The organism is Atopomonas sediminilitoris (genome assembly GCF_022601735.1).
GTDB lineage: Bacteria > Pseudomonadota > Gammaproteobacteria > Pseudomonadales > Pseudomonadaceae > Atopomonas > Atopomonas sediminilitoris.
Genome location: NZ_JAKUMM010000006.1, coordinates 158,805 through 182,760 on the forward strand (window position 1 = coordinate 158,805; position 23,956 = coordinate 182,760).

Genomic DNA, 23,956 nt, shown 5'->3' on the forward strand with positions numbered 1-23,956 from the left:
ACTGCTTTTTTACCTCAATCATGACGACTGACGTACGGCAGTTTATTTTAGCTTTGGCATACCGCCGGGAAGCATCCCGCCCATGCCGCGCATCATTTTAGCCATGCCGCCTTTGGCGGTGACTTTCTTCATCATTTTCTGCATTTGCTTGTGCTGTTTGATCAGGCGACCAATGTCTTGCACTTGCGTGCCCGAGCCCAGCGCAATGCGGCGCTTACGCGAGCCGCTAATAATGTCGGGATTGCGCCGCTCAGCGGGGGTCATCGAGTTGATAATGGCCTCCATCTGCACAAACTGCTTGCCGGCGGTGTCTTGCACACCATCCATCTTGGCCAGATTAACCCCACCCAACATCGGCAGTTTTTCCATCAGCGAGCCAAGCCCACCCATGCTTTTCATTTGTTGCAGCTGATCGCGGAAGTCTTCGAGATCGAAGCCTTTGCCTTTCTTCAGCTTCTTGGTGAGCTTCTCGGCTTTCTCACGATCCAGTGTTTGTTCGGCCTGCTCAATCAGGCTGAGCATATCGCCCATGCCGAGAATGCGCGAAGCGACACGGTCTGGATGGAACGGCTCGAGCGCCTCGGTCTTCTCCCCCATACCGAGGAACTTGATCGGCTTGCCGGTAATCTGTCGCACCGACAAGGCCGCACCACCACGCGCGTCACCATCCACTTTAGTCAGCACCACGCCCGTCAGCGGTAGCGCCTCATTAAAGGCACGCGCGGTATTGGCGGCATCCTGACCGGTCATGGCATCAACCACGAACAGCGTTTCAATCGGCTTGATCGCAGCATGCAGGGCTTTGATTTCGCCCATCATTTCTTCGTCGATATGCAAGCGACCTGCGGTATCGAGGATCAGCACATCGACAAATTTCAGCTTGGCTTCTTTAATCGCAGCTTCGGCAATCGCCAAAGGCTTTTGCTCGGCGGACGAGGGAAAGAATGTCGCGCCCACTTCGCCGGCCAGTGTTTCCAGCTGCTTGATGGCCGCTGGGCGATAAACGTCAGCACTGGCTACCATCACCGACTTTTTCTTACGCTCTTTTAAAAAGCGCGCCAGCTTGGCCACCGTGGTGGTTTTACCTGCCCCCTGCAAACCTGCCATCAAAATAACCGCTGGCGGCTGGGCATTTAAGGCCAAGTCTTCGTTGGCCGCCCCCATCAAGCTTTCAAGCTCGGCCCGCACGATTTTGACGAAGGCCTGACCAGGCGTCAGGCTCTTGGAAACTTCCGTGCCGACCGCGCGCTCTTTGATGCGCGCGACAAAGTCTTTAACTACCGGCAGCGCGACATCGGCCTCCAACAGAGCCATGCGCACTTCACGCAGGGTGTCCTTGATATTGTCTTCCGTCAGCTTCGCTTGTCCGGTGACATGGCGCAGCGTGTGGGAAAGACGGTCTGTTAGATTCTCAAACATGGCGCAATCCTGGCCGATAGTGGCAAATACGAGAGCGCGCATTATACGCAGCTCCCTGCTCAGCGTCAGGCCTGTCTGCCAAGAGGCTTTCCCAGCTTTCGACGGTGTGCGAAGATTCACCCTCTTGGCACGCTGACCACAAGGATCTATGCAGCCCCTTTTCCCCAGCCTGACCGCCGCACTACTGTACGGCCTCGCAGGCCTTTATCAGGCTAACCGCCTGCATGCACGACAAGCCCCCAACAAGCGCCTGCTGCTGGGCTTGGGCATGCTGGCACTGCTCGCCCACCTCATTAGTCTGCCCGGGCATTTAGTCAGCGCCGAGGGCCTTAATCTCGACTTTTTTAATGCCGGTTCGCTGATTGCCGCCTGCATCATCATGATGGGCGTGCTGTGCTGCGTCACCCAGCCGCTGGAAAACCTACTGGTTTTATTGTTCCCCATTGGCTTGGTCACTGTGTTGCTGGCGCAGTTTATCCCTGAAGGACAAGGCTTGGTCATCCCCGAGAGCCAAGGCTTGCTACTGCATATTTTGCTGTCGGTGATGGCTTACGGCTTGCTGTCGATTGCCATGCTGCAGTCGCTGCTACTGCTGATCCAAGACCGCCAGCTCAAGCTAAAACACCCATCCGGCATCATTCGCAACTTCCCGCCCCTGCAAACCATGGAGCAGCTGCTGTTTGCCATGCTCTGGTGTGGCTGGCTGCTGTTAACTGCAGCGCTGGTATCAGGCTGGATGTTTGTCGATGACTTGTTTGCCCAACATGTGGCGCACAAGACCTTTCTCTCGCTGCTGGCTTGGCTGGTGTTTGCCGCCTTGCTATGGGGCCGCCACTATTTAGGCTGGCGCGGCAATAAAGCCATTCGCCTGACCTTAGCCGGGTTTGTACTGCTGATGCTGGCCTATTTCGGCAGTAAGTTAGTCCGCGAATTTATTCTCCACATCTGAGGAATTACCCACGGTGAACGAACTTCACCCCGCCTTGCAGATCGGCTTGCTGATTCTGCTTTTGGCTCTGTCTGCTTTTTTCTCGAGCTCCGAAACCGGCATGCTCAGTCTTAATCGCTACCGCCTAAAACACATGGCCAACGAAGGGCACGCTGGTGCCAAGCGCGCGCACGCGCTGCTGCAGCGGCCTGACCGCTTGCTCGGCACCATCTTGGTCGGCAACAACATCGTCAACATTCTCGCCGCCTCCATCTCGACCGTGATTGCGGTGCAGCTGTGGGGCGAAGCCGGCATCGCCATTGCCACCGCCATGTTGACCGTGGCGGTACTGATTTTTGGTGAGATCACACCAAAGACCCTGGCCGCTTTGCGCCCTGAGGCCGTCGCGTTTCCTGCCTCTATCGTGCTGACTTTTTTGCAGCGTGTACTGTATCCCGTGGTGTGGCTGGCCAACTTCCTCAGCAATGGCCTGCTGCGCTTATTCGGCGTAGACACCAAAGCCAAGGCTAAAGACAGCCTCTCCGCCGAAGAACTACGCACGGTCGTCGATGAGTCCGGCCATGAGTTACCGGCCAATCGCCAGAGCATGCTCTTAGGGATTTTGGATCTCGAAAAGGTGTCGGTGAACGACATCATGATCCCGCGCAATGAGGTGTTTGGCATCGACCTCAATGACGACATGGACCGCATCATCACCCTGTTGCGCACCACGACCTACACGCGCTTGCCGGTGTATCGCGGCGACATCAACCATGTCGAAGGCATCATCCACATGCGCCAAATTGCGCGCCTGTTGACACGCAACCAACTCGATAAAGAGTCGCTGCTCGAAGCCTGCCATGAGCCGTATTTCGTCCCCGAGAGCACACCACTCTCGACCCAGCTATTTAACTTTCAAAAGCAAAAGCGCCGCATCGCCATTGTCGTGGATGAATACGGCGATGTGATTGGCATTGTGACCTTGGAGGATTTGCTGGAAGAAATCGTCGGCGAATTCAGCAACCAAGACGCGCTGCGCAACCCCGATATTCACCCGCAAGAAGACGGCACCCAAGTGATCGACGGCGGCGCCAACATTCGCGACGTTAACAAAACCTTGGGCTGGCACTTACCCAGCGACGGGCCGAAAACGCTCAATGGCTTAATCACCGAAGCGCTAGAGCAAATCCCCGACAACAACGTGTGCTTACGGGTTGGCCCGTACTGCATGGAAATCCTGCAAGTGGCCGATAACCGCGTGCGCAATGTGCGCGTTTGGGAGCTACGCAACACGCCCGCCAAACAAATGCACGCCCCCAGCGAAGCTAGCGAGTAAGCCTAGACGCCACCTGTTGCATCAGCGCTTGCGCCCACACTTGGGCGCCTAGCGCCGAAGGGTGGTAGCCGTCACGCGCCAAGTACGCCCCACTAAACGGCACCTCGGCATTCACATGCACAGCATCTCGGCGCACGACCAAGCGCTGCAAGGCGCGATCGAGCAAGTGTGCTCGCCAACCCAATAACTGCCGCAACAACCACGGCAAGGCATGAAAGTGCTGTAACGGCGGCACGGCCGTTAGCCAGATCGGTGCGGCGCTGCGCGCAGCCAAACCGCTGATAAGGCAATCCATCCCTTGCTGCCAAGCCCTCAGCGAGCTGAAGTGCGTGGTGTCGTTAACCCCGAACACCAGACAAATTTGATCGTAATCGTCTTGCACCTGCGGCAGCAGCTCCACCGCCGCCTGCCTTGCAGTGATGCCGTTTTTACCCAGCGCGCGCCAAGCCACCGGGCGCTGCAAGTGCGCACTCAGCGCCTGCGCTAGCTGCCCCGTTATCGCGTGGGCTTGCGACTCAACGCCCACGCCCGCGACGGGCGACTCACCCAATACCAACAAGCGAAAAGGCTGGCCTGCCAACGCCTGCCCGGCCACACCCGTTTGCGGGCCTGCTGCCTCCGGCAAGCGCAAAGCGGTGCGCTTGGTCCACAGCGCTTGCGGCAAACTGATCGGCAGGCTCGCCAGCAGCGACGCCCACCATAACCACGTCATAACGTAACGCTCACCTGAGTCGCCACCTGCCGCGCCTTGGCCCGCGCCTGCTCAATATCATCGGCCAGCGCCAGCCCAACCCCCATGCGACGCTCACCATTAACGTAAGGCTTACCGAACAAACGCAACGCGGTGTCGGGCACGGCCAGCGCCGCCGCCAAGTTGCCGAAGCTCACCTGTTCGGATTGTCCCGCAACCAAAATGACCGCTGAAGCGGCGGGCCCCAACTGACGAATCTGCGGAATCGGCAAGCCTAAGATCGCTCGTGCGTGCAGGGCAAACTCGGATAAATCCTGCGAAATCAAAGTCACCATACCGGTATCGTGCGGGCGCGGTGAAACCTCGCTAAACCACACCTGATCGCCCTTGATAAACAGCTCGACACCAAACAAGCCGCGCCCACCCAGTGCCTCGGTAATGCACGCAGCAATACGCTCAGACTCTGCCTGCGCCACCGCGCTCATGGCTTGTGGCTGCCAAGACTCGTGATAGTCGCCACCCACTTGGCGATGGCCAACTGGGGCACAAAAACAAGTGCCATCGCGGTGACGCACCGTCAGCAGGGTGATTTCGTAATCAAAATCGATGAAACCCTCGACAATCACCCGCCCCTGCCCCGCGCGACCGCCCGCTTGGGCATATTCCCAGGCTGGCAGCATGTCATCAGCGCTGCGCAACACACTCTGTCCTTTGCCCGAGGAGCTCATTACCGGCTTAACCACACACGGAAAACCTAGTGCCGCGACCGCGGCTTGATACGCAGGCAAATCATCGGCAAAGCGATACGGTGAAGTCGGCAAGCCCAACTCATCAGCCGCCAAGCGCCGAATCCCCTCACGATCCATGGTCAATTGCGCCGCGCGCGCGGTGGGCACGACGGTGTAACCCTCAGACTCCAGCTCTACCAAGGTCGCGGTGGCGATGGCTTCGATTTCCGGCACGATGTAGTGCGGCTGCTCTTGCTCAATCACCGCACGCAGCGCTGCGCCATCGAGCATATTGATCACATGACTGCGATGCGCCACTTGCATCGCCGGGGCATTGGCGTAACGGTCAACCGCGATCACCTCAACGCCTAAGCGCTGGAGCTCAATCGCCACCTCTTTGCCCAGTTCGCCGCTGCCACAAAGTAAAACACGCGTTGCGCTCGCACTCAGCGGCGTCCCAAGAGTTGGCATCTTCGTTCCTTATCGTGCGGTTGGCGTCGCCAAAAACTGACCACGCGCCAAGGTGCGCTCGTGACACAGGCGTAACACGGCACGCTTTTCATCGTTATTCATGCGCCCCCAGCGGGTGATTTCTTCACCGGTGCGCTGGCAGCCGATACAGATATTGTCGTCATCCAGCGCACACACGGACACGCAAGGTGACTTCACCGGCAGCACGCTCATTCGTCGTTCGCCAGCTCGCGGGCGTAGCGCTGCGCGTTATGCACATAGTGCGCGGCGCTGGCCTCGAGCATTTTCTTCTGCCCTTCGCTGAGCTCGCGCACTACCTTGCCAGGCGAGCCCATCACCAATGAGCCGTCTGGAATTTCCTTGCCTTCGGGGATCAACGCATTTGCGCCGATAATGCAGTGCTTGCCAATCTTGGCGCCATTGAGCACCACCGTATTGATGCCAATCAGGCTGTAATCGCCCACGGTGCAGCCATGCAGCATGGCTTTATGACCGATGGTGACGCCCTGCCCTAAGGTCAGCGGATAACCCATATCGGTGTGCATCACACTGCCATCTTGCACATTGCTGTGCTTGCCGATGTGGATCAATTCGTTATCACCGCGCAGCACCACGTTAAACCAAACGCTGGCGCCTTCTTCTAATTTAACCTTGCCGATCACATCGGCACTGGGTGCAATCCAGCTATCGGGATGGCATTCCACGGCCGCTTGGCCAAGACGGTATTTCATGCGATTTACCTCAAGTGAATGATGTCATGGGCTGCTGGCGGCTGATGCAAATCAATGGTGGCGCCGTACAGCACGTTGGTTAGCTCAGCAATCATGATCGCGGTCAGCCCCCAGATGCGAAAACCATCAAAGGTATAACTGGGCACGTACCAGCTTTGTCCTAAGTAATCGATGCGATGGGTGAGCTCGCGCGGGTCATCCCGAAAAAACGCCAGCGGCACTTCAAACACATGCGCAATTTCCGCCTCGCTAGGCACCAGCGGCAGCGCCGGCGGCACCAAACCAACCACCGGCGTCACGCGCAAACCAAAACGTGACACCAAAGCACCGAGGGTGCCCAGCACCTCTACCTGCGCATGCGCCAAGCCGATTTCTTCGTAGGTTTCGCGCAGCGCCGTGGCGATTAAGTCTGCATCTTCCGGGTCACGCCGCCCGCCGGGAAACGCCACCTCACCACTGTGAGTGGTCAAACTATCGGCGCGCTGCGTGAGGATCAGCGACGGCTCGGCGCCACAGATAATCGGCACCAGAACGGCTGCCTCAGGCAAGTGTGGCAAATCAATGCGGCGCGGCTCTAGGGTGCGCATGGTGGCGCGCAAATGCTCAAGCATGCTGATGTCCTTCACGTATACCTGCATGATTGCATGATTGCCCAGAGCGCCCAAGCCCATCATCCGACTTGCAGGCTACGCCGCTCTGCGCCCAACATGGGCATAACGCCCAAGACACAAGGTGAACCATGAAGTTTTGCAGCCAGTGCGGCGCCGGCGTCAGCCAGCGCATCCCCGAGGGGGACAACCGCCCACGCTTTGTGTGCCTTGAATGCCAGACCATTCATTACCAGAATCCGCGCATCATCGCCGGCTGCCTGCCTGTTTATGGCGAGCAAGTGCTGCTGTGTCGCCGCGCCATCGAGCCACGCCGTGGCTTTTGGACATTACCGGCAGGCTTTATGGAAAACGGTGAAACCCTCGCCGAGGCCGCTGCTCGCGAAACCCGCGAGGAAGCCTGTGCTGAAGTAGCCAGCCTTGAGCTGTACACCCTGTTTGATCTGCCCTACATCCATCAGGTGTATATGTTTTTCCGCGCCGAACTGGTCAATGGGCGCTTTGCAAGTGGCGAAGAAAGCTTAGAAGTGCGTTTATTTCACGAACATGAGATTCCCTGGTCGGAACTGGCTTTCCCCACCATCGGCCGCACCTTAGAATGCTACTTCGCGGATCGGCAACATGCCCACTACCCCATCCGCAACGAAGCCATTACCCGCTGGCAAAAGCCAAGCCCCCCTGCCGTATAAGAGTGAACGCGTTAATGTCCCGCTGCTTGCCTTGGTTTACCGCTATTACCGCAACCACTTCGCACTCTTATTCACGCATAGCGTTGCTGTTGTTAGCCGCTGCTCTAGCGGCAGTGTTGCCTGTGCAAGCCAGCCTAGCCAGCAGCCGCGACTCATCCAGCTTTATCGACAAGGTACTGGTAGAAAAAAGCGAACGCCGTTTGCACTTAATCAGTCGTGGCAAAGTGATCAAAAGCTACCGTGTCTCACTCGGCAAGCAGCCTTTAGGGGCCAAAGTGCAAGAAGGTGACAGGCGCACGCCCGAAGGTTTCTATTGGATCGACTGGCGCAAACCTAGCGACAACTACAACCTGTCGATGCATATCTCCTACCCCAATAGCCGCGACCTTGCTAAGGCGAAAGAGCTTGGCGTGCGCCCAGGCGGCATGATCATGCTGCACGGCACACCGGTGGACGAGGAATACCCTGAGTGGTATTTCCACACGCTGGATTGGACCGAAGGGTGCATCGCGCTGACCAACAAAGACATGCGCGATCTATGGCGCCGCGTTAAAGACGGCACCCTGATCGAGATCCGCCCTTAAGCTCGTAGGTCACTACTTATAAAAGAGGCGACTTTCAACGAGACGGCTTATATGGCGACTTTACGGCCAAAGGCTTGCTCATAGGCCGGCGTAAACACTGCCCAGTCGGCCGCGCCCCACTGCATGACTCGCCGCTTCAGCTGCCGCAGGTCATGCTTAGCCGCTTGCAGCTGGGTTAATCGCTTGCGAGCCCGTTCCAGATCGAGCGTAGCCGCTTCAGCCGTTAAGGCATCACCCTGACCTTTAAAGCGCACAAACAGGTGCTTGTCATACAAACCTGCATGCTGCCAGCCCGCTCGGTGCATACGCGCCAGCATGTGCGCTATCGCCTTAAGCAGCGCCTGCTGCTGTGGCGGGCTAGGCTCAGGCGTTTCACGGTAGAAGTCCTCCAAGCTAACAAAGCCCTCCGCCAGCGCCTCAGTCACCATGACCGCCTTCCACCGCTCATCCTGCTGCACACCGAAGAAACGCACATGCGGCACGCACACGCCGGCTTGCTCAAACGCAGCTAAGGCTTGGTATTCACGCAACGCAGTTGGCCGCCCCAGAGGGAAACGCAGCGAACGAAACGTGTGCCCTTCTTGACGTTTAATGTAAAGCACCCCATCACGCGCCTTATGACGTACTACACCGCTCAAGCCATCGCGACGCTGGTTAGGCTCTTCCACCCACTCACCGGGGGCCGACCACCAACGCTCAAAACTTGAACCGTGGCTGCCAGCTGAGACTGCATAGCTCATAAAATACCTTTATCTTTTTATTATTAGATTACCTATCTCATCTAACCCTAACGCAACATCCCCCTAATTGCAGCCGACAAGACCAACGCACTAGCTCAACATCAACACCGCACATAACCGCTGGTCGGAAAAGCATCGCACACGCACAGATAGCACTAGAGTAAAGCCTGTGATTCACCAGCACTTTCAAGGAGTTGGGCGATGAAACCAGAATTAACTATAGGTTTGACTCTCGTTGGCGGCATGCTGTTATCCGCCGTGTTAGCGGCTTGGCCAAAACCGATTGATCCACAGGCCAGCCTTGGTTACTGCCTCTTGCCCCCAAGCGCGCGTCACGCCGAGCCTGAGTTGCAGCCGGACGACCAAGGCATGCTGTTACTGTTTGCCCTCACCCAAGGGCCAGGACTACAAGGGCTTTAACCTGTGCAACTCCACACTGGTATGATCAAGCCAGAAGAGGAGTTTGCTTATGTTGATGGTGCTTTCACCGGCCAAGAATTTGGATTACACCACGGCCCCACACACCGACCGTTTTTCCCAGCCTGAACATCTGGCGCAAGCCCAAGACTTGATCAACCTGCTGCGTGAGTTAGCGCCGCAGGAGATAGCCCAGCTGATGAAGCTGTCCGACAAACTGGCCGGCCTAAATGCCGCGCGCTACGCCCAGTGGCACCAACCCTTCACGCCGAGCAACGCCAAGCCTGCTCTGCTGGCCTTTAATGGCGACGTATACACCGGTCTCGACGCCGCCAGCCTTAATGACGAAGACCTAACCTTCGCCCAACGCCACCTGCGCATACTTTCTGGCCTTTACGGTGTACTGCGCCCGTTAGACTTGATGCAAGCGTATCGTCTGGAAATGGGCACCAAGCTGGCCAATCCCAACGGTAAAGACCTGTATGCCTTTTGGGGCAACCAAATCAGCCAATGGCTTAATCACGCCTTAGATGAGCAGGGCGATAATATTCTGCTAAACCTCGCCTCCAACGAATACTTCAGCGCAGTTAAAAAGCAGACACTCAAAGCTCGCATCATCAATACCGAATTTCGTGATTTTAAAAACGGTCAATACAAAATCATCAGCTTTTACGCCAAAAAGGCGCGCGGCCTAATGGCGCGCTACGTCATCACCGAGCGCATTACCGCGCCAGAAGCCCTACAAAGCTTCAATGCCGAGGGGTACTATTTCAGCCCCGAGCACTCCAGCGTCGATACGCTGGTGTTTTTACGCGATAGCGTGGAGGCCTAACCATGTGGATTGGTGCCGTTCTTGCGCTGGGCTGGCTGATCTTATTGCTGCGCTTTCCGGCCCGCGCCTTGCCTATATCGCTGGCAGCGCTGTTGGTCTTATTCAGTATTGCCGGCAGCGTGCTCTGGCTTGATCACCGCCACACCCAACAAACCGCGCGCCTTATGCTGCACCTCTCATGGAGTGCCGAGTGCCCGCCTGAGCAACCTCTGCGCACAGCGCTGAACAACCAAAGCGATCACACCCTGTTAGCGCTGACGTGGCAAATCAGTGCCGAACAGCAAGGCCAAGGTATCGAGCTCACCAATGAGCGCCTACCGCGCGGCCATTTCCGCCTGAGCCAAGGCCTGGCTAGCGGTAAAACATGGCAAGCCTGCCTGCCCTTACCGCGCCTACGCGACGGGGTTAACCCCACACAATTGAGTTATCAGGCGCACCAACTGCACGCCACGTTTGCCGACTAACCCACCGACAAGGATGCCACCATGCGCCCACCCGTTGCTTTAATCACAGGCTGCTCCAGCGGTATTGGGCGAGAGTTGGCATTAGCTTTTAGCCGCTCGGGTTACCGCGTCTGGGGCACGGTACGCCGTGAAACCGACCAGCAAGCCCTGCGTGACACCAATATCCGTTCGGTGATCTTAGATGTACAAAACCACCAAGCCTTCGATGCGCTCGCCGAGCAAATCGCCAGCCTTGAAGGACGCGTGGATGTACTCATCAACAACGCCGGCATTGGCATCATGGGGCCGCTGCTGGATCTACCCGCCGAGCGCTTGCAGCAGCAGTTCATCGTCAACTGCGCCGCACCGATTAGCCTCACCCGCAGCCTGTTGCCGCTACTGCGGCAATCACAGGGCTTGGTGATTAATATCGGCAGTGTTTCGGGCTACCTCACCACACCGTTTGCCGGCGCGTACTGCGCCTCCAAGGCGGCACTGCATGCGCTCTCAGATGCGCTGCGTTTAGAATTAGCACCGCTGGGTGTTCGGGTGATGCAGGTTCAACCTGGGGCGATTGCCTCGCAATTTGGCGCCAGCAGCAGCCAAGCGGCTGAACAACTGATCCGTGAAGACTCACCCTGGTGGCCCTTTCGTGAAGGCATTCGCGCCCGCGCCAACGCCTCGCAAGATCAGCCCACGCCTGCCACGCAACTTGCGCAAGCCGTACTTAAAGCTAGCCAGCAAGCAACACCACCGGCCGTGTTACGCATCGGCAACGGCAGCTGGGCATTACCGTGGATCGCCCGTTGGGTGCCACGCGCCCTGCGCGACTTGCTGCTACGCCGGCATTTCGGGCTATAAGCGGCCAGGCCGCACCTTTATTGCCGTTTAACTGGGCATAAAAAAACGGCCCCGAAGGGCCGTTTTAGCTCGCCAAGTAAAACTTAGCGGATACCTGCGTTACGCAGCGCTGCCGGGGTGTAGTCCGCCTCGGAGGCCTTGTAGTCGAAGTCGTAGCTCTTCGATTCTTCGTTTTTCAAGCCAGTCACCAAGTAACGGCCGTTCTGCAGGTCGTGCAGGGTTTCGGCGGTGTACCAAGGAATCTGCTTGTTGTAGTAGTACTGGGCATGCGACTCAGCCACACGCCACAAGCTGCCACGGCCATCGTAATGGTCGATCACCGATGCCTGCCAAGTATCTTCGTCGAAGAAGAAATGACGCTTGGCGTAGATGTGACGCTGGCCAGACTTAAGGGTCGCTTCGACTTCCCACACACGGTGCAGCTCATAGCGCAGGTGCTCAGGGTTCAAATGACCTGCTTTGACGATATCGTCGTACTTAAGGTTCGGGTTATCCAGCTTGTAGGCGTTATAGGGAACCAGCAGCTCCTTTTTGCCTACCAGTTTCCAGTCGTAACGATCGGGAGCACCGTTGTACATGTCGAAGTTATCCGACGTACGCAGGCCGTCAGCCGCGGTACCCGGACCATCGTAAGCCACCTGCGGCGCACGACGAACGCGACGTTGACCGGCGTTGTACACCCACGCCAAGCGCGGCTCTTTAACTTGGTCGATGGTCTCGTGAACCAGCAGCACGTTACCGGCCAAACGCGAAGGCGCTGTTACGCGTTGCTTGAAGTAGAACATCACGTTACTGGCTTTACTGGTATCGACGCCTTTCAAGTTTGCACGGAACGTAAACTCGTCGTGGAACACTACCGGCGAGTAGCTGCCGTTGCTCTGCACCGCCATCTGGGTGATGAAGCGCTGGATCGAGCCGCCACGGTAACGAGTAATGTGGTTCCACACCACTTCCATGCCGTTAGCGGGGATCGGGAAGGTCACGCCTTCAACGAAGTTTTCCAGACCGTTACCGCCGCCGACCAGCTTGGTGTTGACCGCGTTCTGCTTGGTTTGATCCAAGATATTTTGCGGGTAAGTCACCGAGCGATGGGTTGGGTAGATATTCATCTTGTAGGTTTCAGGATAACGCTTGAACAGCGCTAGCTGGCCTGCAGACAGCTTGTCTTTGTACTGATCAGCATTGGCGGCAGTGATGGTGTACAGCGGCTTTTCGCTGGCGAACGGATCGCTCAGAAAGCCTTTGCTGTCTTCAGTGCCCGCATTAGCTGCCAGGCCGCCGGTCCACTCGGGGATAGAGCCATCGGCGTTGGCAGCTTTTTCAGCACCGACAGGCGTCAGGCTGGTGCCTAATTTCTCGGCTTCCGCCGGTGATACAGCGGCCATAACGCTGGTGGCCAGCAGCGACAGCGCGAAGGCACCGCCCTGCAGAATCTGCTTGTGTACGCTCATCTTGTTATTTTCCTTGTAAGCACAATCAAGAGGGGCAAGCGGGCTGCACAGCAACCCGCTTTGGCACTTTTTATTAGAAGCTCATACCGAAGTTGACCGACACGAAATCGCGGTCAACCAGCGTGTTGTAATCGCCACCGAAGAAATCGGTGTATGAAACACCGGCGGTGTAGGTGTTCAGGTAATCGGCGTCCAGACCGATACTGACAGCCTTACGGCCTTCTTCGAAGTTACCGCCAGGGCCTGGAGAAAAGCCTTCGACATCGTGCGACCAAGACAGGCTAGGCTTTAGGTTAATACCGGCGTAAACGTCGTTGTATTCCCAGATAGCACGTGCGCGATAACCCCACGAGTTAGCCGTGGTAAAACCATCACTGTCACAGTACTTTGAAACGTTATTCTGAGAGCCAGTAGCTAAGGTGTTAGCGTTAAGTGCTTGGCATGTGCCTGCTGGAAGCTCGCCAGGCCCGAAAATTGAGTCGCGGCCATAGCGAACATCGCTCTTACTTTCGAGGCCACCAACATGAGTCCAGCCAATTTCACCAATTAAGTTTAAACGACTAGCCCCCATCACTTGATCAAAGAAATGAATAAAGGTGGTTTGCAACTGAGTAACTTCTTTACGACGATAACCATGCAAGTCTTGACCTGGAGTAGCACTCAGCAACGAGGCGTTAGCCAAGGCACCGAATGGAGATACAGGTCCGCCGCCTGTAAGAACAGACATTCCAGCCAATGGCGTTGCAGCAGCATATAAAATATCCGTTGTACTTAATTGCACAGGAGCGTTGGGACGATAGCTTAGCTCACCCGACCACGCTGTACCTGTGGGCAAAGTAGTCGCAAAGCTTAAACCGTATAGTTTTATATCTTCTGGATACTCAATAAAATAATTTGCGTTTCCCGCAGTTACTGCCAAAGCACTAGTTAAAGAACTACTTGCCGTACCCGCCCCCAGCGCACCACTACCGACAGCAACACCAGTTACCGCAGCGGCATCATAAACACTCTGACTCGCGCCTTGAGCACTAAAAATAGGGTTACGGCTGTGATAATTCATAAAATATGCGCCGAACTCAGTATTAACTGGTTCGAAGTAATAACGAAAAGCAACACCCCATTGACCGTCGTCACGAGCGTCACGGTCACTGCCACGAGCGACAATATTGCCTTCATCAGTATAATCAACACCGTACTGACCCGGATCTACTACACCATTGACCCCGTATAAACCTGCAAAAGCACCTGCGTTTAGCGCCTGATTGGCTAACTCACCACCGCGGGGGCTCAACAGTGCTAGGTTCTCATCACAGCCATCAGCGACGATATCGGCTTGCGCAAAGAAAGTACCGCAGTTATCAACAACTGTTTGCTCCCAGTCCAGCTGGTAGAACAGTTCCATAGACAAGTTGTCGGTCAGACTCTGGGAAACATAGAACATGTTAACCGGAATCAAACCTTCTTTAATTTCCGCACCAGGACGGCGAAAGGCAGCAACGTCAACCGGGTTAACGGCGTTAATACCACTAAAGATAAAGGTGGACTCACCCCAGCTAACTACTTGCTTACCTAGGCGCACACTACCCGGCAGGCCGCCAATATCATAGTTGTGGTAAACGAAGGCATCTAACAACTCAGCGCCGGAGGCTTGGGCGCCTTCTTTGCGGTTGTGGTCGTCGATGTCTTTAAAAGTGCGGCTCTCATCCTTCAGCTCGAAGTCATACCAGTACTTGCCACGCAGGAACACGCCGGTGTCACCGTACTTCAGCTCAAGGTCATGGATGCCTTTGAAAATTTTGGAGAAGGTTTCACCCTGCTTGAAGTTTTGACGCGAATCGTCGGTGGTTTGGTACAGACCACGACCGCCGTTGTTAACGCCAATCAAGTCTTTATCGGCACCACGAATACCCCAACTCGCACCCACAGACAGCTGTGAGTCGAACTGACCTTCGATTTCCCCGATGTTGAAGTTAACCGCCATGGCTGCTGGTGCAGACAGGGCAGTGGCAAGGCCTACGGCTAATGGCAGCTTGGCCAAACGCCAGGTCGGTGTTGCTTGTGTCATCGACGCTACTCCAGTTATGGATGTTGTTTTTATCGGTAGTCCGACTATAAGCGAGGCATGCGCGGTGTCTTAATCACTCCAAAGGATGAAATATCCCCCAATGCGCACGGCGCAGCCGCTGCGCACCCCTCTTGCGCCGGCTAAGGAGTGATTACGCAATTACTGCGCCAGCTGCGTTTTGGGTAGGCAAAAAAAAGCGCCCGCCCCCCAAAAAAGGCTGCAGACGCCGGATGACGCGGGCTTTACGCGTTTATAGCGTTGAGAGGAACGGGCTGTTCTGCTCTTTCCAGCTGGTCATGTCCACGCGGATGCGTTTCTTATCCAACTTGCCCACGCTGGTCTTGGGGATTTCGGTAACAACGGCGATCTGAGTGGGAATCCCCCACTTGTTGATCACGCCCGCTTCAACGCTGGGTGCGAGGTGCTCTTTGATCACTTGCGCGGTGATGTTGGCACCGTCTTTGGCCACGATAACGGCATAAGGGCGCTCGCCCCACTGCGGGTCTGGCAGGCCAATCACAGCGACTTCGCGCACGCCTTCGCAGGTAGAGATCAAGTCTTCCAACTCCAGCGAGGACAGCCATTCGCCGCCAGTTTTGATCACGTCTTTGATGCGGTCACGGATATCGACATAACCCATGCTGTCGATCGCCGCCACGTCGCCGGTGTGCAGCCAGCCGCCTTCCCACAGTTCAGCGCTTTTTTGTGGTTCATTGAAGTAAGCCTGTGTCAGCCACGGGGCGCGCAGTACCAGCTCCCCCTGAGACTTATCATCGTGCGGCAGGCTGTTACCTTCGGCATCAATAATGCGCGTTTCCACAAGTGGCACCGGCATGCCCGCCTTCACGCGGAAGCTGATTTGCTCGTCTTCACTGCCGGCCAGCACTTGGTCATTGAGGTAGGCGAAGGAAATCAGAGGGCCGGTTTCACTCATACCGTAAGCGGCGGTCAGCTGGATACCAACGGCCTTGGCTTGCTTGTACAGCGATTTATTCAGGGCGCTGCCGCCGATGATGATGTTCATGCCGCCAAAATCGTGCCCCTTGGCTTCGTCGGCACCGAGCAGCATCCCCAAAATGGTCGGCACGCAATGACTGAAGGTGACCTTCTCGGTTTTGATCAGGCGCGCCAGCAAGTTGGGCTCATAACGGCCCGGGTAAACCTGCTTGATGCCCATCAGGGTCGCCGCGTAAGGGATGCCCCACGCGTGGACGTGAAACATCGGGGTGATCGGCATATACACATCATTACTGCCGAACAGGCGGTTGTTATCGAACGAACCGCAGCTGGTGCACAGGGCAAAGGTGTGCAGCACCAACTGACGGTGGGTGAAATACACGCCCTTAGGGTTACCGGTGGTGCCTGAGGTGTAGAAGGTGGTGGCGACGGAGTTCTCGTCAAAATCGGGGAAGTCGAACGCGGTATTAGCCGCCGCCAGCAGCGTTTCGTACTCACCTTTGAAGTTCGGCAGATCTGCCGTGGTATTGCCGGCATCGCTGATCAGCAACGTGCTATCAACGGTGGTCATTTTGTCTTCGATGGCTTTGAACAACGGCAAGAATTCGTCGTTGATGATCACCAGCTTATCTTCGGCATGGTTGATGGTGTACAGCAACTGATCGGGCGACAAGCGCACGTTCAGGGTGTGCAGCACCGCGCCAATCATCGGGATGGCGAACATGCACTCTAAGTAACGATGGCTATCCCAATCCATCACGGCGACGGTATCGCCCGGCTTCACGCCCGCCTCGGTCAGCACATTGGCTAAGCGACGAACACGTTCTGCGAACTGGCTGTAGGTGAAACGCTTGTCACCGCGGTAACTGATTTCGCGTTGCGCTTCGTAACGAATGCCGGATTCAAAGATGCGCTTGATCAGCAAAGGGTACTGATAGGCTTCCTGCGCAGGGGGCAATACACGTGTTTTGATCATCCAAAGTCTCCAAGGTGACGCGGTCTTACGAAATTGATCGGGTTTATGCCACGGTATGCCGATGGCTACAGAGAGGCATCACTCCAAAGCATTATTTCAATTTGTGACTGTTTTACCTATTTTGGTCACGCACGTAGAATATCCACCACGCTATTGCTCGCGCAGCCGTTTAAAACAAGCCATGGCCACGAGCCTACGTTTTTTTTGTGAGAGGAATGTTGAAATGTCTGATAACACTATTGTCATCGTTGCTGGAGCGCGCACCCCGATGGGCGGCTTCCAAGGTAGCCTCAGTGCCGTGGGCGCGGTGGATCTTGGCGCGGCAGCGATTCGTGAAGCCGTGCACCGCGCGGGTATCAGCGGTGATGACGTGCAAGAGGTGATCATGGGCTGCGTGCTGCCTGCCGGCCTAAAACAAGGCCCTGCACGGCAAGCCTCGCTGAATGCTGGCATTCCCAGCGCGGCGGGTTGCACCACGATCAACAAGCTGTGCGGCTCTGGCATGAAAGCAGTGATGTTGGCGCACGACAGCCTCAAGGCCGGCACCAATCAAGTCATGGTCGCAGGCGGCATGGAGAGCATGTCTAACGCGCCTTATCTGATGGAAAAAGCCCGCGCCGGATTACGCATGGGCCATGGTGAAATCAAAGACCACATGTTCTTTGACGGCTTAGAGGACGCGCGTACCGGCCGCCTGATGGGCTCCTTCGCGCAAGAAACCGCCGAACAATACGGCATTACCCGCGAAGAAATGGACGCGTTCGCCATTGAGTCACTTAAGCGCGCCCAAACGGCGATCAAAGAAGGCTTGCTGGACGCCGAAATCATCACCGTGACCGTCAGCACCCGCAAAGGTGACGTGGTGGTGAAAGATGATGAGCAGCCGTTAACGGCCAATCTGGAGAAAATCCCGACACTGCGCCCAGCGTTCAAAAAGGACGGCACCATCACCGCCGCCAACGCCAGTTCGATCTCAGACGGCGCCAGCGCGTTGGTACTGATGACCGCCGCCGAGGCCGACAAGCGCGGCCTGCAGCCTGTGGCAAAAATCGTCGCCCACGCCACGCAAAGCCAAGACCCGAGCGAGTTCACCATTGCGCCGATCGGCGCCATGAGCAACCTGTTTAAAAAGACCGGCTGGAGCAAGGACGACGTTGATCTGTTCGAAATCAACGAAGCCTTTGCCATGGTCGCCATGCTAGCCATGCGTGAGCACGGCTTGGATCACGCCAAGGTCAACGTATTTGGCGGCGCCTGCGCACAAGGCCACCCTGTTGGCTCGACTGGCTCGCGCATCATTCTGACGCTGATCAACGCGCTGCAGAAAAAAGGCGGCAAGCGCGGTGTCGCCTCACTGTGCATTGGTGGCGGCGAAGCCACCGCTGTGGCGATCGAGCTGCTGTAACAGGCATCCGTAAAGCAAAAAGCCCGTCAACACACAGCGGTTGACGGGCTTTTTACTGCGTCGAGATGGGCTGTTTAGACCCGTAATTTAGGCCAGCAACGCCTCAATCGCCTCAATCACCGCGGGATCATCCGGCGTGGTGCGCGGGCTAAACCGTGCCACCACATCACCCTGCCCGTTGACCAGAAACTTCTCGAAGTTCCAGCTGATATCACCGGGGAACGGCGCGCCTTCGCCTGCCAAGTAAGTGTACAGGCCATGGCGACCGGGGCCATTGACCTCAAGCTTACTGGTCAGCGGGAAACCCACTTGGTAAGTGGTTTCGCAAAACGTGGCGATCTCGCTCTCAGTGCCTGGCTCTTGCCCAGCAAACTGGTTGCATGGCACGCCAAGCACCACCAAGCCTTTATCGGCAAAGCGCGCGTGCAGCTGCTGCAACGTAGCGTACTGCGGGGTTAACCCACACGCGGAGGCCACATTGACCACCAACAAGGGCTTACCCTTGAACTGCGCCAACGGCAGCGGCTGGCCATCAATGGCCGTTAACGTAATGGCATGCAAAGCCGACATACCCACCTCGATCAATTAATGGCTGCAGCCTTCGCCGTGAATGTGGCCATGAGCCAACTCATCCGCCGTGGCCTCGCGCACTTCAACCACGTTGACATCAAAGTGCAGACGCTGACCCGCCAGCGGGTGGTTGCCGTCCACGGTCACTTTGTCGCCATCTAAACCAATGATAGTGACAATTTGCAGGCCGCCATCCGGCGCGGAAGCATGAAACTGCATGCCAACCGCCAGCTCATCGACACCTTCAAACATGTTGCGCGACAGCTCAGCAATCAGGCTGTCATCTTGCTCACCGTAAGCATCGGCAGGCTCAATCGACACCTTGAGGCTGTCGCCAGATTGCTTGCCCAGCAGAGCGTTTTCTAATCCAGCAATGATGTTGCCGGCGCCTTGCAAATACACCAACGGCTCGGCGTCCTTGGAGCTGTCGAGCACCTCACCGGCATCGTTGGTCAGCGTGTAATGAATAGAAACGGCGCTGTTGGCAGCAATCTGCATGGGAACAACCTTCGAAGTAATAGCAAAATGAAAGCCTAGTCTAGGCTGTTGAGAAAGGAGCGTCGAGCCGAGCGGGCGTGACAACGTACTCACTGACACCATTTGCTACGCTTTTGCCGCATTTTCGACCCCGCAGCCTACGCTTTTCTTGATAGAAGTCAGCCGCTTGAGCGCTGCTAGCGCGGACAATTCACCCCACACCTGCCAGTCACCGGCAGGCGAGGTCATTTGGAGGAACACCCGGCATGACGGGTAAGAACATTCTGGTTATCAATGGCGGCAGTTCGTCGCTCAAATTCGCCCTGATCAATGATCAAGAGAGCGCACCACGCATCAGCGGTCTGGCTGAACGCCTAGGCAGCCTTGAAGCCCAATTAGGCTGGAAAGACGCCGCCGGCAAGCACAGCAAATCAATTGCCAAAGCCGGCCACCGTGAAGCGCTCAATGAGTTGCTGCCGCTGGTACAAGCGGCGGCGGTCGAGGGCTTGCATGGCGTGGGTCATCGAGTGGTGCACGGCGGCGAAGCCTTTACCGGCTCATGCTTGATCGATAGCAGCGTGATCGACGCCATTCGCGACACCATCCCCTTGGCGCCGCTGCACAACCCCGCCAACTTGATGGGTATTGAGGCCGCGTTGGCGGTGTTCCCAGACCTGCCGCAAGTGGCGGTGTTTGACACCGCGTTCCACCAAAGTCTGCCGGATTACGCCTACCGCTATGCCATTCCTGCGGCGCTGTACGAGCAACATGCGGTGCGGCGTTATGGCTTTCATGGCACCAGCCACCGTTTTGTTAGCGCCGAAGCCGCCAAACAGTGCCAGCTGGACTACCACAGCAGCGCGTGGCTCACCGCCCACCTTGGCAATGGTTGCTCGACCTGCGCCATTGTCGACGGGCAAAGCCGCGACACCAGCATGGGCCTGACCCCGCTGGAAGGCGTGGTGATGGGCACCCGCTCCGGCGATGTCGATCCTAACCTGCACGCGCACTTGGCCAACGTGATGGGTTGGTCGCTGACCGAAGTCACCCGTGTACTCAACAACGAAAGCGGCTTAAAAGGCCTGTCGGGCTTATCCAACGACATGCGCACCTTAGAAGAAGCCGCCGGCAATGATCACGCCGGTGCCCAACTGGCCATCGAGGTGTTTTGCTACCGCCTCGCCAAGTCATTGGCCAGCATGGCCTGTGCGCTGCCCAAGCTGGATGGTTTGATTTTTACCGGCGGCATTGGTGAGAACTCACCGCTGATTCGCGACAAAACCGTGCAGCACTTGCGTTTACTCGGCCTGCAATTGGATGAAGCCAACAACCTGCGCTGCTTGCGCGGCGTTGCCGGCGAGATTCAAGCCGCTGGCAGCCCCCGTGTGTTGGTCGTGCCGACCAATGAAGAGCTGCAAATCGCTCTCGACACCCTCAGCCTGATCGCCCCTGAAGGAGCCGCTCATGCATAACTTTTTCATCGCCCCCACCGGTTTTGGTGTGGGCTTAACTTCGGTGTGTTTAGGCATGGTGCGCGCGCTGGATCGCGCCGGCCTCAAGGTGCGTTTCTTTAAGCCCATCGCGCAACCGCACCCCGGCGACGATGGCCCCGAGCGCTCTAGCGAGCTGATCGCACGCATGCAGGGCATCACCCCGCCGCGTTCGCTGAGCTTGTCCAAGGTCGAGCGCATGCTCGGCGATGGCCATCTCGATGAATTGCTAGAAGAGGTGGTCAGCCTGTACCAAGAGGCCACCGAAGGCGCCGACGTGGTGATCGTCGAGGGCATGGTGCCCACCCGTCATGCCACCTACGCCGCACGTTTTAACTACCACTTGGCCAGTACGCTCGACTCCGAAGTCATCCTCGTCTCGGCGCAAGATGAAGAGTCACTGGAGGAAATGGCCGACCGCATCGAGATTCAAGCGCAGCTATTTGGCGGCCCCAGCGACCCGAAAGTGCTCGGCGTAATCCTCAACAAAGTGCGCTTAGACGCCGACTTGCTCACCTCTGCCGACAGCAGCGTCGCCGCGCAGGCCGATGAAGAGGCGATTGCCGCCTTCACCGAGCAACTCAAGGCGCACTCGTCACTGCTGCGCCATGACAACTTCCACCTGATTGGCTGCATTCCGTGGCAGGCCGAGCTCAACGCCCCGCGCACCTTAGATGTCGGCAAGCTGATCGGCGCACGCTGGCTCAATGCCGGTGAGCGTGAACAACGCCGCGTGAAGCGTATTTCGCTGTGCGCGCGCACCGTGGCCAATATTGTGCCGGTCTTACAGCCGGGCACTTTAGTCGTGACTCCGGGCGACCGGGATGACGTGCTTCTGGCCAGCGCCTTGGCCGCGCAAAACGGTGTGCCATTGGCCGGCGTGCTGCTGACCACCGACTTTGCGCCGAACCAGAACATTGTCGATTTGTGTATGCCGGCGCTTAAAACCGGCTTGCCGATCTTGTCGGTGCAGAGCAACAGCTACGACACCGCCACCACGCTCAACCGGATGAACAAAGAAATCCCGGTGGACGACCGCGAGCGCGCCGAGAAAGTCACCGAGTTCGTCGCCAGTCATATCGATCACGAATGGCTGCGCCAGCGCTGCGGCACCGATCGCGAACTGCGCTTATCGCCGGCGGCGTTCCGCTATCAACTGGTCAAACGCGCGCAAGCCGCCAACAAGCGCATCGTATTGCCTGAAGGCAACGAGCCGCGCACCGTGCAAGCGGCGATCATCTGCCAAACCCGCGGCATTGCCCGCTGCGTGTTGCTGGCCAAGCCCGAAGAAGTGGCAGTGGTGGCCCGCGCGCAAGGTTTGGAGATTCCGCCTGGTCTGGAAATTCTCGACCCCGATACCATTCGCCCGCAGTACATCGGCCCCATGGTCGAGTTGCGTAAGCACAAAGGTCTCAACGCACCGATGGCCGAGCAACAACTGGAAGATACCGTGGTCATGGGCACCATGATGCTGGCCTTGGATGAGGTCGACGGGCTGGTTTCCGGCGCCATCCACACCACCGCCAACACCATTCGCCCGGCCCTGCAGCTGATCAAAACTGCCCCCGGCTTCAACTTGGTGTCGTCGGTGTTCTTTATGCTGCTGCCTGAGCAAGTGCTGGTCTACGGCGACTGCGCCGTGAACCCGGAGCCCAACGCGAAGGAGCTGGCAGAAATCGCCTTACAAAGCGCCTCCTCCGCCGCCGCCTTTGGCGTTAACCCACGCGTAGCAATGATCAGCTACTCCACCGGCGCCAGCGGCAGCGGGGCCGAAGTGGAAAAAGTGCGCGAGGCCACGCGCCTAGCCCACGAAGCAAATCCGGCGCTACTGATCGATGGCCCCTTGCAGTATGATGCGGCTGCCATTGCCAGTGTGGGGCGGCAAAAAGCACCGAACAGCCCAGTCGCCGGACGCGCCACTGTGTTCGTCTTCCCCGACCTCAACACCGGCAACACGACCTATAAAGCGGTGCAGCGCAGTGCCGACTGCATCAGTGTTGGGCCCATGCTGCAAGGCTTGCGCAAGCCGGTGAATGACCTGTCGCGCGGCGCGCTGGTGGATGACATTGTCTACACCATCGCCCTCACGGCGATACAGGCCGCCAGCCCCCAAGTCTGACAGCGGCCCTTAGCCCTAGCCCAGCGGTCACCCGCTGGGCTGGTTCTGTGAGGGGATGTTTATGCTGTCTGTCTTACCCGCACCGGTTCGCGGTGTGATTACTGCCCTACTGTTGGCAGTGAATACCATTTTTTGTTTTGTGCCCCTGCTGAGCTTGTCCCTGTTCAAGCTGCTGCTGCCATTGGTCTTCGTGCAAAAACACTGCCGCACCATCATGACGTGGATCGCCAATAGCTGGATTCGCATCAACAATGCGTGGATGAACGCCGTTGGCCCCACCGAGTTTGATACCCAAGGCCTGCAAACCCTCGACCTCCAGCACTCCTACCTGATCACCAGCAACCACCAGAGCTGGGTGGATATTTTGGTGCTGCAAAACCAATGCTTGGGGCGCATTCCGTTTTTGAAGTTCTTCTTAAAACAAGAGCTAATCTGGGTACCGGTGATCGGCCTGTGTTGGTGGGCGCTCGAATTCCCCTTTATGAAGCGCTACAGCAAGGCGTATCTGGCTAAGCACCCAGAAAAAGCCGGCACCGACTTGGACACTACCCGCAAGGCCTGCGACAAGTTCCGCACTAACCCTGTGGCGGTGTTTAACTTTCTTGAAGGCACGCGCCTGACTGAAGCTAAACACGCACGCCAGCAATCACCTTTTAAGCACCTGCTCAAGCCTAAAGCCGGCGGCGTTGCCTTTGTGCTCGACGCCATGGGCGATCAGCTACAAGGCATGGTCAACGCAACCATTTACTACCCAGACGGCGTACCCACCTTCTGGGACTTGCTCTGCGGCCGGGTGCGTAAAGTGGTGGTACGCGCCGAACTCACCCCGATTCCGGCCGAGTTTATTGGCCAGCGTTATGACCGTGACGAAGCCTATCGCCTGCGCTTTCAGCAATGGGTGAACGGCCTATGGGAAGCCAAAGACGCGCAGCTAGAGCAGCTCAAAGCCCACCCTTAACCGCCGCGTT

At 57.2% G+C, this 23,956-nt stretch carries 24 protein-coding genes; 12 read left to right on the top strand and 12 right to left on the bottom strand.

Annotation, left to right across the window (positions count from 1 at the left end):
- Window positions 1-42 precede the first annotated feature (42 nt).
- Window positions 43-1,419 (bottom strand): signal recognition particle protein, encoded by a 1,377-nt coding sequence (gene ffh, locus MKI83_RS10805; protein WP_241585770.1) that lies wholly within the window; start codon window positions 1,417-1,419, stop codon window positions 43-45.
- A gap of 148 nt (window positions 1,420-1,567) precedes the next feature.
- Between ffh and MKI83_RS10810 the strand changes: the two genes are divergently transcribed.
- A complete protein-coding gene (locus MKI83_RS10810; protein WP_241585778.1) occupies window positions 1,568-2,368 on the top strand; it encodes a cytochrome C assembly family protein in 801 nt (266 codons plus the stop codon).
- Window positions 2,369-2,381: 13 nt separating this feature from the next.
- A complete protein-coding gene (locus MKI83_RS10815) occupies window positions 2,382-3,683 on the top strand; it encodes an HlyC/CorC family transporter (RefSeq protein ID WP_241585780.1) in 1,302 nt (433 codons plus the stop codon).
- Here MKI83_RS10815 and MKI83_RS10820 read toward each other — a convergent pair.
- From MKI83_RS10820 to MKI83_RS10840, 5 genes are read right to left on the bottom strand one after another with little or no spacing between them, the layout of a single operon-like run.
- Window positions 3,673-4,395, bottom strand: coding sequence for an SGNH/GDSL hydrolase family protein (locus tag MKI83_RS10820; protein WP_241585782.1), 723 nt, complete (start codon window positions 4,393-4,395; stop codon window positions 3,673-3,675). The two genes, MKI83_RS10815 and MKI83_RS10820, sit on opposite strands and share 11 nt — an antisense overlap.
- A complete protein-coding gene (purT, locus tag MKI83_RS10825; RefSeq protein ID WP_241585784.1) occupies window positions 4,392-5,573 on the bottom strand; it encodes a formate-dependent phosphoribosylglycinamide formyltransferase in 1,182 nt (393 codons plus the stop codon). The genes MKI83_RS10820 and purT overlap by 4 nt, the downstream gene beginning before the upstream one ends.
- A 9-nt stretch (window positions 5,574-5,582) precedes the next feature.
- Complete coding sequence (locus tag MKI83_RS10830) at window positions 5,583-5,786, bottom strand: DUF1289 domain-containing protein (protein WP_241585786.1); 204 nt, start codon at window positions 5,784-5,786, stop codon at window positions 5,583-5,585.
- Window positions 5,783-6,304 (bottom strand): gamma carbonic anhydrase family protein, encoded by a 522-nt coding sequence (locus MKI83_RS10835; protein ID WP_241585789.1) that lies wholly within the window; start codon window positions 6,302-6,304, stop codon window positions 5,783-5,785. Before MKI83_RS10835 ends, MKI83_RS10830 begins: the two co-directional genes overlap by 4 nt.
- Window positions 6,305-6,309: 5 nt before the next feature.
- Complete coding sequence (locus MKI83_RS10840; protein WP_241585791.1) at window positions 6,310-6,915, bottom strand: CoA pyrophosphatase; 606 nt, start codon at window positions 6,913-6,915, stop codon at window positions 6,310-6,312.
- Window positions 6,916-7,043: 128 nt separating this feature from the next.
- Between MKI83_RS10840 and MKI83_RS10845 the strand changes: the two genes are divergently transcribed.
- Window positions 7,044-7,601 (top strand): NUDIX hydrolase, encoded by a 558-nt coding sequence (locus MKI83_RS10845; protein ID WP_241585793.1) that lies wholly within the window; start codon window positions 7,044-7,046, stop codon window positions 7,599-7,601.
- 77 nt (window positions 7,602-7,678) lie between these two features.
- Window positions 7,679-8,185, top strand: a complete 507-nt coding sequence (locus tag MKI83_RS10850) for a L,D-transpeptidase family protein (protein ID WP_370867390.1) — start codon at window positions 7,679-7,681, stop codon at window positions 8,183-8,185.
- Window positions 8,186-8,232: 47 nt separating this feature from the next.
- On the opposite strand, the gene MKI83_RS10855 is transcribed toward MKI83_RS10850, so the two are convergent.
- On the bottom strand, window positions 8,233-8,925 hold the full coding sequence (locus tag MKI83_RS10855) for a lipopolysaccharide kinase InaA family protein (protein WP_241585796.1): 693 nt from the start codon (window positions 8,923-8,925) through the stop codon (window positions 8,233-8,235).
- 201 nt (window positions 8,926-9,126) lie between these two features.
- Between MKI83_RS10855 and MKI83_RS10860 the strand changes: the two genes are divergently transcribed.
- The 4 genes from MKI83_RS10860 to MKI83_RS10875 are packed head-to-tail and all read left to right on the top strand — an operon-like array spanning window position 9,127 to window position 11,478.
- Window positions 9,127-9,345: a hypothetical protein gene (locus MKI83_RS10860; protein WP_241585806.1), complete on the top strand. Its 219-nt coding sequence runs from the start codon at window positions 9,127-9,129 to the stop codon at window positions 9,343-9,345.
- 49 nt (window positions 9,346-9,394) lie between these two features.
- Entirely contained in the window at window positions 9,395-10,174 is a 780-nt protein-coding gene (yaaA, locus tag MKI83_RS10865; RefSeq protein WP_241585808.1) for a peroxide stress protein YaaA, read from the top strand.
- A gap of 2 nt (window positions 10,175-10,176) precedes the next feature.
- Entirely contained in the window at window positions 10,177-10,638 is a 462-nt protein-coding gene (locus MKI83_RS10870; RefSeq protein ID WP_241585810.1) for a multidrug transporter, read from the top strand.
- A gap of 21 nt (window positions 10,639-10,659) precedes the next feature.
- A complete protein-coding gene (locus tag MKI83_RS10875; RefSeq protein ID WP_241585820.1) occupies window positions 10,660-11,478 on the top strand; it encodes an SDR family oxidoreductase in 819 nt (272 codons plus the stop codon).
- 83 nt (window positions 11,479-11,561) lie between these two features.
- On the opposite strand, the gene MKI83_RS10880 is transcribed toward MKI83_RS10875, so the two are convergent.
- The 3 genes from MKI83_RS10880 to MKI83_RS10890 form a co-directional block, all read right to left on the bottom strand.
- Window positions 11,562-12,929 (bottom strand): DUF1329 domain-containing protein, encoded by a 1,368-nt coding sequence (locus MKI83_RS10880; RefSeq protein ID WP_241585822.1) that lies wholly within the window; start codon window positions 12,927-12,929, stop codon window positions 11,562-11,564.
- A 73-nt stretch (window positions 12,930-13,002) separates the two neighbouring features.
- A complete protein-coding gene (locus MKI83_RS10885) occupies window positions 13,003-14,994 on the bottom strand; it encodes a DUF1302 domain-containing protein (protein WP_241585824.1) in 1,992 nt (663 codons plus the stop codon).
- Between the two features lie 250 nt (window positions 14,995-15,244).
- On the bottom strand, window positions 15,245-16,927 hold the full coding sequence (locus MKI83_RS10890; RefSeq protein ID WP_241585826.1) for a fatty acid--CoA ligase: 1,683 nt from the start codon (window positions 16,925-16,927) through the stop codon (window positions 15,245-15,247).
- Between the two features lie 223 nt (window positions 16,928-17,150).
- On the opposite strand from MKI83_RS10890, the gene MKI83_RS10895 reads away from it, so the two are divergent.
- Window positions 17,151-18,332 (top strand): acetyl-CoA C-acyltransferase, encoded by a 1,182-nt coding sequence (locus MKI83_RS10895; RefSeq protein ID WP_241585827.1) that lies wholly within the window; start codon window positions 17,151-17,153, stop codon window positions 18,330-18,332.
- 87 nt (window positions 18,333-18,419) lie between these two features.
- Here the strand turns inward: MKI83_RS10895 and MKI83_RS10900 are convergent, their stop codons facing one another.
- Window positions 18,420-18,902 (bottom strand): glutathione peroxidase, encoded by a 483-nt coding sequence (locus tag MKI83_RS10900; protein WP_241585829.1) that lies wholly within the window; start codon window positions 18,900-18,902, stop codon window positions 18,420-18,422.
- Between the two features lie 15 nt (window positions 18,903-18,917).
- Entirely contained in the window at window positions 18,918-19,400 is a 483-nt protein-coding gene (locus tag MKI83_RS10905) for an FKBP-type peptidyl-prolyl cis-trans isomerase (RefSeq protein ID WP_241585831.1), read from the bottom strand.
- A 245-nt stretch (window positions 19,401-19,645) separates the two neighbouring features.
- On the opposite strand from MKI83_RS10905, the gene MKI83_RS10910 reads away from it, so the two are divergent.
- The 3 genes from MKI83_RS10910 (at window position 19,646) to yihG (ending at window position 23,946) form a co-directional block, all read left to right on the top strand.
- On the top strand, window positions 19,646-20,851 hold the full coding sequence (locus MKI83_RS10910; protein WP_241585833.1) for an acetate kinase: 1,206 nt from the start codon (window positions 19,646-19,648) through the stop codon (window positions 20,849-20,851).
- The gene (gene pta, locus MKI83_RS10915) at window positions 20,844-22,988 is read left to right on the top strand and encodes a phosphate acetyltransferase (RefSeq protein ID WP_241585835.1); all 2,145 of its coding nucleotides are present in this window, start codon (window positions 20,844-20,846) and stop codon (window positions 22,986-22,988) included. The genes MKI83_RS10910 and pta overlap by 8 nt, the downstream gene beginning before the upstream one ends.
- A 61-nt stretch (window positions 22,989-23,049) precedes the next feature.
- A complete protein-coding gene (gene yihG, locus MKI83_RS10920) occupies window positions 23,050-23,946 on the top strand; it encodes a 1-acylglycerol-3-phosphate O-acyltransferase, YihG family (RefSeq protein WP_241585843.1) in 897 nt (298 codons plus the stop codon).
- Window positions 23,947-23,956 lie beyond the last annotated feature (10 nt).